This window comes from Pedobacter sp. MC2016-14 (assembly GCF_020991475.1).
Classification (GTDB): Bacteria; Bacteroidota; Bacteroidia; order Sphingobacteriales; family Sphingobacteriaceae; genus Pedobacter.
The window spans coordinates 642,130-655,343 of record NZ_JAJMPA010000002.1; the positions used below are offsets into that span (position 1 = coordinate 642,130).

The 13,214-nt window shown below is 42.8% G+C and carries 6 protein-coding genes; 4 read left to right on the plus strand and 2 right to left on the minus strand.

What is annotated here, in order from left to right:
• Nucleotides 1-17: 17 nt before the first annotated feature.
• On the minus strand, nt 18-2,978 hold the full coding sequence (locus tag LPB86_RS14885; RefSeq protein WP_230645315.1) for a sugar-binding domain-containing protein: 2,961 nt from the start codon (nt 2,976-2,978) through the stop codon (nt 18-20).
• 438 nt (nt 2,979-3,416) lie between these two features.
• Here LPB86_RS14885 and LPB86_RS14890 point away from each other — a divergent pair, with 438 nt between their 5' ends.
• A complete protein-coding gene (locus tag LPB86_RS14890) occupies nt 3,417-6,482 on the plus strand; it encodes a beta-L-arabinofuranosidase domain-containing protein (RefSeq protein WP_230645317.1) in 3,066 nt (1,021 codons plus the stop codon).
• A gap of 23 nt (nt 6,483-6,505) precedes the next feature.
• Here the strand turns inward: LPB86_RS14890 and LPB86_RS14895 are convergent, their stop codons facing one another.
• Nucleotides 6,506-8,908 carry a glycoside hydrolase family 127 protein gene (locus LPB86_RS14895; protein WP_230645319.1) on the minus strand — a complete coding sequence of 801 codons (2,403 nt, stop codon included), beginning with the start codon at nt 8,906-8,908 and terminating at the stop codon, nt 6,506-6,508.
• Between the two features lie 174 nt (nt 8,909-9,082).
• On the opposite strand from LPB86_RS14895, the gene LPB86_RS14900 reads away from it, so the two are divergent.
• The 3 genes from LPB86_RS14900 (at nt 9,083) to LPB86_RS14910 (ending at nt 13,213) form a co-directional block, all read left to right on the plus strand.
• Nucleotides 9,083-10,507: an APC family permease gene (locus LPB86_RS14900; RefSeq protein ID WP_230645321.1), complete on the plus strand. Its 1,425-nt coding sequence runs from the start codon at nt 9,083-9,085 to the stop codon at nt 10,505-10,507.
• Nucleotides 10,508-10,700: 193 nt separating this feature from the next.
• Entirely contained in the window at nt 10,701-11,636 is a 936-nt protein-coding gene (locus tag LPB86_RS14905; RefSeq protein ID WP_230645323.1) for a dihydrodipicolinate synthase family protein, read from the plus strand.
• The gene (locus LPB86_RS14910; protein ID WP_230645325.1) at nt 11,633-13,213 is read left to right on the plus strand and encodes an aldehyde dehydrogenase (NADP(+)); all 1,581 of its coding nucleotides are present in this window, start codon (nt 11,633-11,635) and stop codon (nt 13,211-13,213) included. The genes LPB86_RS14905 and LPB86_RS14910 overlap by 4 nt, the downstream gene beginning before the upstream one ends.
• Nucleotide 13,214: the final 1 nt, after the last annotated feature.

Consider the following 13,214-nt stretch of genomic DNA (forward strand, 5'->3'; position numbering starts at 1 on the left):
ATTTGATTGAAGGAGCCTTAAGGTTTCTCGAAGATATCGGCCTCAATGATGCTAAATGAGCCTTTTGCATCAGACCCAAGCGTATCGATACCGTCGTCTAGTTTTTTTCCATTCATTTCCACGCCTGGATTTTTATCGCTTTTATTGGTAACTGCATTTTTTAGCTGAATGGTTACCGTTTTACCAGCCATTGGCTTGCAAACGGCAGAAAAATATCCTAAGCCAGGCTTGGTATTTCCGTTAAATACTTCTTTGTTGTCCACCAGAATTCGGATGGGGTAGATTTTGCTCCTGAAGCCGTTTAGTTTTAAGTCTACACTCGTAACCGTACTTTCTTTATCAAAAGTATACTTAATCCATGCGGTTGACATTTTGCCATCGTTAATCCATGCGGTTAGCTCGTTGTCGTCATGGCTTAATATCGCTTTTGCTGTATTCGCACCAGCTTCGGCTGCCGTAATTTTAATCGCTTTACGGGTTATGATATAGGATTGGCCAATAGGGGTGGCGCCCCTTTCTAAATTCGATTTTAACCCGTCTGAAGGCAGGATCGTTGCAAGCCCGTCCTGTACCTTAAACGGTAAAGACTGGAAAGATATAGATGCGGGTTTCAACCCATCAGCCATTGCTATAAGGTCGATTTTTCCAGCTGTAGTCGTGGAGCGGATAATCACCCTGTTGACACCACATTCCAGGGGTAAATCTTTAGCCAGAATATAATTGTCCGGACCTTGTGCAATTCCACCACGCCATTCTGCCGGACCAGATAATTTAAAATTTACCATGTTCAGCGCAGTCGGACAACGGTTACCATCTTTATCTACCACTTCAATCTCTACCAATACTACATCTGCTCCATCTGCCTTAAATCCTGTTGGATTTTTAAGCGCTGTTAAACGAAGTGCTATGGGGTCGCCGATAGTTTTTACTTCCGTTTCCCCCAATTTTTTCCCGTCCCTGGCATAAGAAATTGCTTTTAAAACACCGGGTTTCCAACTGACGTTTTTAAAAGTGAATACGAAACCATCGCTTAATTCTCCAAATCCAAGGGATTTGTTATTTAATATAAGTTCAACTTTGTCCGCTGTAGAAATGACAAATACATCTTTTTTAATGCCTGATTTATAGTTCCAATGTCCCAGAACGTGAATACCTGTTCTCTTTGGCTCCACCCATCCGTCCCAGATGACTTTATGTGCATAAAAGCCATCTTTAGGGATACGCATCGCATCTACTTCTCCGCTACTGCGATAGTTTTCCTCGCCACGGTGGTGGGTATTAGAATCCGAGAAAATGATATTCACCCCACCAGAACTCACCCTCGTTCCCGTTCCAGGACGTTCCAGGTAATAGTCGTTCCACCTTGCTACGCTTTCTATTGCATGAGAATCCTGGTTACGGTTGTAATCGCTTGCGTCCGCACCTTTGTATAATGGTCCATCACCATTTTTATGAAATGGAGGCGTGTATTCATCCCAGTATTTCCTTAAGCCTTCATCACGCGAGTATTCCATAGACCAAAGTGGCTTAGTTGCACTTTTGTTGACGTAAAGCATTTCACCGCCATATTCTGCTTGGTCGATGTCCAACATTTCTCGTGATCCGATAGCCCGCATGCCGTTAGGATCATATTGATTACGGATGTCTTTCATTTCCTGCATGTGCACTGGACTGATGGATTCATTTCCGCATTCGTAAAAGAGGATACTTGGGTTGTTTCTGTTGTAGATGATGGCATCCTGCATCACCGATTTTCGCTGCTCCCACCTCGTACCTGTTACGTCTTTTTCTGAATCTCCGGCAGGCATGGCCTGAATTAGCCCAACACGATCACAAGACTCAATATCCTGTTTCCATGGGGTGATATGCATCCATCGCACCAGGTTGGCATTGCTTTCCACCATTAACTTATTGCTGTAATCACTCATCCATGCGGGTACGGAGAGTCCAATGGCCGGCCATTCGTTACTGGTGCGTTGGGCATAGCCCTTCATCATCAACACACGGTCATTCAGGTAGACCATACCATTTTTAAATTCTGCTTTTCTAAAACCTGTTTTGGTTGTTACTTCATCAATCACGTTATTTCCAGCTTTCAGGCGGGTAACCACTGAATATAGGTAACCATATCCCCAACTCCAGAAATTCAGGTTGTTTACCAATGCTTGTGCCATAAGTATTTTGGTTTCGCCAGGTTTTACGGTTTCCGGATTTCCGCTGAAAGTTTTGACCAGCTTATTGTCGGCATCCCGAATTTCCACTTCGTACAATACATTTTGCGGTGTTGTTGTCTCATTTTTTATTTCAGATTCGGTAACAATGGTTGCTGATTTACCCCGGATGTTAAAGTCCTTCGCATAAATGTAATTTCCTGTCGTCTTTAGTGTCGTAAATAGGGGCAGTGTCTGGTACAATTTGCCAGTAACATGAAGGCGTACATTTTTAGAAATCCCCCCATAATTGGCATTAAAATTTTTATCGTTCCACTGGTACCCGGATTTGGTCGCCTTTTCTTTATAATTCCAGGCATTATCAACACGTACGGCCAATACATTTTCCTCAGCCTGTGGGTTTAGCAGATCAGTGATGTCAAAACCAAATGATGTAACCCCGTTCTCGTGCGAACCGATATATTTTCCGTTTAAGTAAAATTCACCAGCCTGACGGACACCTTCAAATTCCAGAAAAACTTTCTTGCCTGCATCCGTAGCTGAGATTTTAAAATGCTTACGGTACCAAGCAATGCCGGTAGGTAGGTCTTCAATAGATTTTTTAAAAGCTTCGTCCTCATTCCATGCATAAGGAAGTGTAATGTTTTTCCAATTTTTATCGTTGAGCTTCGGGGAGGCCGCAACGGTGTCATCGCCAATATAGACTTTCCAACCTGGATTAAAATTATAGGTCACACGAGTAGGGTGCACCGTTTGGGAAAAGGCAGTGGAACTGATGAAAAAAACTAAGATTAGCGCAAGCTTCATGTTGAATTTATATTATTGTTAGATACTTAACAAGGAACTTGAATGACCTCTTCCCAAGCAGAATATGATTATTGGCTTCTTATTGTCAAAGTAGATGAAAAACTAAAGATTATATATGGATTAAGGTATAAAGTTAATGATACTTTTAGTTTGATTGTCAGCTCAAATTGACCAATGTATTCAGGATTTTAACCAGTGAAGAAATCTTGTATTAGACTTTTAAGGTGCTACGCTAATTCTTTAACTAAGTAATCGGGTATTTACTGATAAATGTCTGACTATCAGTGTAGTGTTTTTTTAGTTAACCTGATGAGTGTTAGAGGTTCTCTTATGAGACGATTATTAACCCAACTTACCCGCATTCTAACCAAAAGTAAGTTCTGCACATGATTATCGAAGAAATACTTTTATTTTAGGTATGTTCAAACATAGATCGTTATGAAAATGTATAGAGTGTTCTCGCGTGCTGTCCTAATTTTTGCGCTTTTGGTTGAAGGTTGTGGCACCGTACAGGCACAAAATGGTGACCAAATATTGGATGGCATTGGTGAAACGGGTATGATTGCGCGCTATGTGTTTGCCGCAGATGCCAAAGACTGGTCGCGAAATAACCTTCATGCTAAATTTCAATCCGCTGAAATCAATTTTGTTGATGACAATCGGTTTGGAAAGGTCTTGTCGCTCTCTGGAGATAAAAATGCTTTTCTTAGCCTTCCCGGACAAGCTTTAACAGATCTGGAATCTTTGAGTATCTCCGGCTGGATCTATTTACGTTCCAATCAACCCGGCCAGCGTTTTTTTGATTTCGGAAAGGATGCCAATAAGCATTTTTTTGCAGCGCCAACCGGGACAAAACTACAAAAGGGCTACCAGGCGCTTATAACGGCTAAAGGAAATAATGAAAAAGGAGCAGTTGCGCCCACTATAGAAATAAATAAATGGGTTCATCTTGCCATAGTGATTGACATAACTTCTAAAGCTATGATCACGTATGTTGATGGTAAAACAGTGGGCGAAACTAAAAACATACCCTCAGAATTGTCAGAAGTATTCGGTCAGCAATCATTAGATAAAAACCTGCTTTATATTGGGAAATCACTACTGCCTGGAGATCCTAATCTGAATGCCTTGATCCATGATTTTCGCATTTATCGTGTTCCGCTAAATAGAAATCAGGTGGCCACAATTTATAAAAATTCATTAAATAGCGGTCAGGAAAGTACTGCGAATGTAGGTAAACCTGAGGACGACCTGCCACGTTTTCCTGCTCATCAGCCACAGCTTTATAATAATTATTTAGTTCAGGTAGCTGATGTAGAAGTAGAAACAGAGTTAGGGAATTTACCGCGACTACCAAGTTATGTGCAGGGCACTTACCAAAATCATGTTAAAGGTCCTGAGGTGCGTGTGCTCTGGCCATCCGACATCAGCAATACTGCTGTGCTCAAGCCGGGCGCTTATACAATTACAGGACGTGTTCCGGGAACAGCTTTTCAACCTAAAGCACTGGTAACGATAAAGGAATCCGGTAAATCAGTTGCACCACTTTCAAGGCTGACTTCCTTTGAGCTGAACCAGGTAACGCTGGAAGCTGATGATCATGGCCATAAAACCAAGTTCATCGAAAACAGGGATAAGTTTGTCAGCACCTTAGCTAACACAGAGCCTAATTCTTTTCTCTATATGTTTCGTCAGGCATTTGGCCAGAAACAACCCGAGGGAGCGAAGCCATTGGGTGTATGGGACACTGAGGATACCAAACTAAGAGGCCATGCCACAGGTCACTACCTCTCGGCCATAGCCCAGGCTTATGCGGGTACAGGATATGACAAAGCACTTCAGGCCAACTTTGCCAAGAAAATGGAATACATGGTAAATACGCTGTATACCTTATCTAAATTATCTGGAACACCAAAGGAAGCAGGGGCCGCATTTGTGGCTGACCCTAAAGCTGTCCCTTTTGGTCCGGGACGTTCGGCTTTCGATTCTGAGCTCAGCGAAGCGGGTATCCGTAACGATTACTGGAACTGGGGAAAAGGATTTATCAGCGCTTACCCTCCAGATCAGTTCATCATGTTAGAACAGGGAGCCAAATACGGAGGGCAAAAGAACCAGGTATGGGCGCCTTATTATACTTTACATAAAATCTTAGCCGGCCTAATAGAGGTATATGAAGTGAGTGGCAATAAAAAAGCGCTGGAAATAGCGACGAATATGGGGGATTGGGTATACGCGCGACTTAACCAATTGCCACAGGAGACACTGATAAAGATGTGGAATACGTATATCGCTGGCGAGTTTGGAGGAATGAACGAGTCTATGGCCCATCTGTACAAGATTACCGGCGATCAGAAGTACCTGAAAACTGCTCAATTATTTGATAACATCAAAGTTTTCTTCGGTGATACGGCACACTCGCATGGACTGGCCAAAAACGTGGATGTTTTTCGTGGGCTGCATGCCAACCAGCATATCCCTCAAATTGTAGGTAGTATTGAAATGTATAAGGTTTCGAATAAAACGGAGTATTATAAAGTGGCCGATAATTTCTGGCATAAAATGGTAGATGACTATATGTACAGTATTGGCGGAGTTGCAGGTGCACGTAATCCTGCCAATGCGGAATGTTTCGTTAGCCAACCTGCCACCTTGTATGAGAACGGATTATCTGAAGGGGGGCAAAACGAAACTTGCGCCACATATAACTTATTAAAGTTAACTGCCGACCTATTTCTGTTTGAACAGCGTGCAGAGCTAATGGATTATTATGAACGTGCTTTATACAACCATATTCTTGCTTCTGTAGCGGAGAACAGTCCTGCCAATACTTATCACGTGCCACTAAGACCTGGCGCTATCAAACAATTTAGTAACCCGGATATGACTGGTTTTACCTGTTGCAACGGCACAGCAATAGAAAGCAGTACAAAACTGCAGAATTCAATTTATTTTAAAAGTAAAGACAACCAGTCGCTTTATGTGAACTTGTATATCCCTTCTAAACTCGATTGGACAGCACGTAAAATCAAGGTTGAGCAGACAACAGATTTCCCGAAAGAAGATCATACCAAACTAACCATAAAGGGTAGTGGAAAATTTGATCTGCATGTACGTGTGCCGGGTTGGGCTACTAAAGGATTTTTTGTAACCATTAACGGCAGCCCGCAAAACCTGGAAGCTACACCGGGCAGTTACCTGAAAATAACCCGTAAATGGAAAGATGGTGATGTGGTTGAATTAAAAATGCCTTTCCAATTTCACCTGAATCCGCTGATGGACCAGCAGAATGTAGCCAGTTTGTTTTATGGACCGATACTGCTGGCCGCTCAGGAAGCGGAAGTAAGGAAAGATTGGCGTAAAGTAACTTTATACGCTGAAGATATAGAGAAGTCAATTAAGGGTGATCCTCAGCAATTACAATTTACCATTGATGAAGTAGTGTTTAAACCATTTTATAATACTTATGGGCGTCATTCTGTTTACCTGGATGTTACGTTAAAATAGGTATACATATAAGTTGAAAAGCACTATTTCACAGCCCATTCGTGAACCCCTGACGAATTATCTGCAGGTAATTGGATTTCCATCCGTAACGCGGTTGTTGTAACAGGCTCAAAGCTTAGGGTGTTAAATTTGTCCTTGCCGATGTGATAAGGAATGGTGTTTTTAACCGGAAGCCATTGATCGCCTTTTTTGTAAAGCAATTTATACGATACAGGGATACGACAGCCGCCCCATGGCCCATCATCATACCAGTAAACTTTTGATTCACTCACCGTTTGAGCGGAATTGAAATCATATTGAATATATTCGCTGGAGTTTTTTGCCGGCCACCAATGCAGATATGGATAATTTTTGTCTTTGGAGTCCGCAGGTTCATACTGGTCTTTAATCGCCGAAAACATTCTTTTATTTTTAACTGAAGAGGAAACCTTACTGGTACTTGCGATTGTAGCTGCAGGTTTTGGTCTGGCTGCGGATGCTTCGTAGGGAATCCAGACAGTCATTTCGCTCGGGCCTCTGTTTGCCCATGCATAATACGGAATTGCTTTTACCGCTTGATCGGTAATCAACAGGCTGTCACTATTCAATTGACGTTTTGCACTTTGACCTGGAATGCTGATGACGTCAACACCATTTAATAGGTTTGTTTGGTATTGCGCAGTTCCAATGGCATTTTTATCAATCATGATGTTTTGAACAAGGCTATCCTTATTGTCCGGTCCTTCCAAACAATAAACAATGGGCCCACGTTCCAATACAAAGCGCCCGACATCATCACGCACATTCTGATTTGAAACTATTTTGTCGGTCTCCATAGGAAGGTTCAGGGATACAACATCTCCCTTTTTCCAGGTACGTTTTATCACGGCGTAACCTTTTTCTGAGACAAAAGAACTTGGTTTACCGTTAATGGAAAGGCTTACCGGCGCAGATTTTTTTTCCAGATAGCGATAAAGGTCACCAGGCACAGGCTCCTGGTTGGCCCAACCGGGGATCCGGATTCTTAGCGTAAATTGAGCAGTTTTTTGTGGATCAATGTTAAGGTCAACTTTTCCCTTCCATGGATAGTCTGTTGTTTGTGTAATGTTTACAGTTGTGGCGCTAAGCGCAATTTTACTGGTGTTGCCCATGAAAAGATTAACATATAAATCATTTTTGTCCTGTGCATACACGTATCCTGGCAGGGAAGGTAAAAACCTTGTCATGTTGCTAATACAGCAAGCACAGCTGATCCAGGCACTACGCTGGTGCTGAAACATGGAAGCTAAAGGGTTAGGGTAAAAGAACCGGTCACCGCTTAACGAAACACCGGATAGTAAGCCATTATATAGAGTTCGTTCCAGTACATCAATATATTTTGAATCTCCATGTAAAAGAAACATCCGCTCGTTCCAGTATACATTCCCAATGGCTGCGCAGGTTTCTGCGTAAGCAGACATATTTGGCAATTGATAAGCTTCTCCGAAAGCTTCCCCATTTCCTGTAGCGCCGATCCCTCCGGTGATGTATAACTTTTTTTGAACCACATCGCTCCAGATGTCATCAATGGCGGCCAGGTATTTAGTATCGCCGGTAAGCGCGGCTATGTCTGCCATTCCGGTGTACATATACGCTGCCCGCACGGCATGGCCTACGGCTTCATGCTGATCAACAACCTTTTTATGGGCTTGGTTATAGGCATCTCCTTTGGGGCCTCTAACATCCAAAAAGAACTTGGCCAGCTCAAGGTATTTTTTATTCAAGGTTACCCGGTACATTTTTGAAAGGCCGATCTCCACAATCTGGTGACCTGGGTATTCCTCTATTTTTCCCGGCCCGAAGGTTGTCACCAGGAGGTCCGCATTTTTGATGGCGATATCTAATAAAGTTTTTTTACCCGTTGCCTGGTAATGTGCTACCGCTGCTTCATATAGATGTCCTGCGTTATAGAGCTCATGGCTCAGGATTTCTTCTTTTTCCCATCTTTTAGATCCGATCCATTCATGTGGTTTTTTTGCATTAACAGTCCTGAAAGTAAAGAGGTAGCCATCCGGTTCCTGTGCGGCGCCGATGATGCTGATTAACGTATCAATGTAGGCTTCCAGTTTGGGATTTTTTTTGTTCTGAATGGAGTAGGAGGCACCTTCAATGGCTTTATAAACGTCGGTGTCGTCAAAGGGAAACTCACTTAATTTATCCCCGCTTAGTTTTTTGCCAGCTCTAAGAAAATTATCCATACGTCCGTTTGCTTTACACTGAGCAATTACATACGGAATGGTTACGTTGGCATTGACTTCCATCTTGGGTTGCCAAAAATGATCATGTACATGCACTTTAGTAAAGGCTACCGGCTGAATTGGATAATCATTCTGTTGTGCTGATACACCTGTTGTACAGGCCAGCAAGATAGCCGAAGTCAGGGCCCAATTCTTTGTGTTTTTTGTCATATCACCTGGTTTTTATTTGCGATACTAAATTAGTACCCATTGATGTTTGTTTATTTATCATACTTCGCAATTGGTAGCAGGATTTTAACTACAATTTAGCAACTTATGCTCTGATTTTATCCTTCTTGGTTACATTTTCTTCAGTGTCAACCTAAGTTCTGTACATTCAACAAAATGAACCAACCAAATCCCTCTTTTAAATCTTCTCTTGGTCTAATGGATGCCACGATGCTCGTGGCAGGCAGCATGATCGGATCGGGTATTTTTATTGTCAGCGCAGATATTGTTAGAAATGTAGGCAGTTCGGGCTGGCTTATTTTCGTTTGGCTGATTACAGGTTTTATGACGCTTGCCGCCGCATTGAGTTATGGAGAATTGAGTTCGATGTTTCCTAAGGCAGGCGGACAATACATCTATCTTAAGGAAGCTTACAACCCATTGATGGGTTTTCTTTATGGCTGGAGCTTTTTTGCTGTTATCCAAACCGCAACAATTGCTGCTGTAGGGGTTGCTTTTGCAAAATTTACGGCCTATATCTTTCCGATGTTTAGTGAGGACCTCGTTGTTGCCGATCTTGGTTTCATTAAGATTTCCCCGGCACAGCTCTTGTCAATTTGTGTCATCATTTTGCTTACCTATATGAATACCAGGGGCGTGAAAAGTGGAAAGGTCATTCAAACTTTGTTTACAGTGGTTAAGCTATTGAGTTTAGGAGGACTGATTATTTTTGGCTTCTGGGCAATTGATCAACAAATATGGAAAGCCAACTGGACGAATATATGGGATTTGCATAAGTTAGTACCCTCCGGGGAAAGCGGATCTTATGCATTTGTTCCGGCATTAGGTGCTATAGCGGCAGCCATGGTGGGGTCAATATTTAGCAGCGATTCCTGGCATAACGTTACTTTTATTGCTGGCGAGGTTAAAAACCCGAGGCGCAACATCGGCTTGAGTTTGTTTTTAGGAACATTTATAGTGACCATTATCTACGTGGCGGCAAATATAATGTATACCGGCGTGCTGACTCTGCCAGAAATCGCGGCTGCGGAAAAAGACCGGGTAGCGGTTACTGCAGCTCAGGTTATCTTTGGTACTTCAGGAACGCTAATCATTGCCATAATGATTATGATCTCTACATTTGGATGTAACAACGGTTTAATTATGGCCGGTGCGCGTGTATATTATTCCATGGCTAAAGATGGCATGTTCTTTAAAAGAGCCGGCGAATTAAATGCCAATGCAGTACCTGGGTATGCACTTTGGGTGCAATGTATTTTTGCTGGTTTGTGGTGCCTGACGGGGAAATATGGTGATTTACTGGACATGATTTCTTTTGTGGTGGTGGTATTTTATATGCTTACCATTACCGGAATTTTTATTTTGAGAAAAAACAGGCCAGATGCAGAGCGCCCTTATAAAGCGATTGGTTATCCCGTGTTGCCAATTTTGTATATTCTGATGGGATTGGCATTTTGTATCTTGCTAATTATGTTTAAACCAAAGTTTACCTGGCCAGGCTTAATCATTACGCTCATCGGTATCCCGATCTATTACTGGATCCTTTCAAATAGTAAGCGCAGGGATGCCGCAGGTATTTAGTGTTATCCATTACATGATGAGGTCTGAGATTTACGGTTGAATTTGCCAGCTCCTCTTTGCAATTTAACCCTGTTTACATTGGTTTATTTATGGTTTGAATGGGTTAATATCAGGGTATTCATTGCGTGTGCTAACCTATATTTTTGTATCGTTTTAAGCTGTCAACAAGAAAATTAACAATAAACAAAGAATTATGGGTATCAAATGGGCGGGTGTATTTCCTGCAATTACAACTAAATTTACATCAGAAGAAGAACTTGATCTTGATGCCTGTAACAAAGGGCTCGAAGCACAGCTTGAAGCGGGAGTAGATGGTATTGTTATTGGCGGTTCACTAGGCGAAGCCAGTACATTATCTGAAGAGGAAAAATTCATTTTATTAAAAGAAACTGTTAAAACTGTAGCTGGCAGGGTTCCTGTTGTTTTCAGTATCGCAGAACAGGCTACCAGGGTGGCTGTTGCCCAGGCTATAAAGGCGGAGGAATTGGGGGCATCAGGAATTATGTTGCTTCCTCCTTTACGTTACTATGCATCGGCTGATGAGACCATAGCCTATTTTGCCGCAGTTGCGGAAAGTACTTCATTGGATATGATGATCTATAACAACCCGGTAGATTATAAAATCCATGTTACGCTGGATATGTTTGCAGAGTTGGAGCAGTATTCCAATATAACCGCAGTAAAGGAATCTACACGCGACATCAGCAACATCACCAGGATGATTAACCGCTTTGGTGAGCGTTATAAGTTGTTTACCGGTGTTGATCCATTGGCACTTGAAAGTATTGTTGCCGGCGCACAGGGTTGGGTAGCGGGTTTGGTAGATGCCTTTCCTAAAGAGACGGTGGCGATATTCCGTTTGGTAAAAGCGGGTAGAATTGAGGAGGCAGTAGCGATCAACCGTTGGTTTATGCCTTTACTGGATTTAGACATTCATCCTAAACTGGTACAGTATATAAAACTTGCTGAAGTGGCAACAGGAACGGGTACCGAAAATGTACGTGCACCACGCCTTAAGCTGGTTGGAAAAGAGCGGGAGCAGATTCTTAAGGTGATCAACGATGCATTAGCTGTAAGGCCGACTTTACCGGAAGGTAGCTGGGGAATTTTGGAAGCTCAGGCAGTATGATCGGAAAAAATATTGTTGCCTCAGCTTATGTTGAAAACGTAGAGGAAAGCTTTGTCGCTTTTGCGGTGGCCACGGGAGAAGCGCTGGAGTATAAATTTTTTAATGCTTCGGCAAAGAATATAGATGAGGCTGTAAATGCGGCAAAAGCTGCACACCAGGTTTATAAAAAGATCAATAAACATCTTAAAGCTTCCTTTTTAAGAACAATAGCAGAAGAGATTGAAGCTATTGGAGAGGTACTCATTAATCGTGCATCGGCAGAAAGTGGTCTGCCGCTTGCCCGTTTAACCGGCGAGTTGGGACGTACAACCGGACAGCTTAGGCTTTTTGCCAATCTGGTTGAAGAAGGATCCTGGGTAAATGCCATCATTGATGAGGCACAGCCAGAACGCAAGCCTTTGCCAAAACCAGACATCCGCAGGATGATGGTACCGCTTGGTCCGGTAGTAGTTTTTGGTGCCAGTAATTTTCCTTTGGCGTTTTCTGTTGCTGGTGGCGATACTGCATCCGCATTGGCGGCAGGTTGCCCGGTTATTGTAAAAGCACATCCGGCACATCCGGGTACAAGTGCCCTTGTGGGGGGGGCTATTGTACGTGCGGTAGAAAAAATGGGATTACCTAAAGGGGTATTTTCCTTGCTTTTTGATAGTGGTTATACTGTTGGCGCAGCATTAGTGGCGCATCCTGAAGTAAAAGCTGTAACCTTTACTGGTTCGTATAAAGGAGGGATGGCCCTGGTTAAGCTTGCACAAGAAAGGCAGCAGCCGATCCCTGTTTTTGCCGAGATGGGCAGTATTAATCCGGTAATTTTGCTGCCAGAGGCATTAGATGAGCGGGCGGAAGAAATTGCATCCACCTATGCAGGGTCAATAACCCTTGGTGCGGGGCAATTTTGTACCAATCCGGGATTGTTACTCGCTATTCAATCTCCCGCATTACAGCTGTTTATTAACAAATTGGTAGATTTAATAAAGGTGGTTCCATCTGCAACGATGCTAACACCGGGCATTTGCGAGAATTATCAAAAACTTTCACAGCAAATCTTAGAAGAGCAAGGCGTTGAATTGCTCAGTGTGTCGGATGCCTTGAATGATGCAGCTAAAAACCAGGCCTTGGCTAGTGTAGCAAAGGTAACTGCTACTGCTTTTTTAGCCAATCCAAAGTTGCAGGAAGAGATTTTTGGGCCTTATTCGTTGTTGGTTGTTGCGGAAGATCTGATACAGTTACTGCAGGTGGTAAATGTATTGGAAGGGCAGCTTACCACAACGATAATGTCCGCAAAAAACGAGCTTTCAAAATATACAGATTTGCTGAACAGGCTTACAGATGTTACGGGACGTTTGATCTTAAATGGTGTACCTACAGGGGTTGAAGTTTGTGCCGCTATGCAGCATGGAGGGCCATTTCCGGCTACCAATGACAGCCGTTTTACTTCGGTGGGTTCAACAGCTGTATACCGTTTTGTAAGACCGCTGGCTTGGCAGGATTGGGAAGATGAACTCTTGCCAGACGAACTTAAAAAAAGTAATCCTTTAAATATTTTCAGGTTAACTGATCAAAATTGGAGTAAAGCGTAAT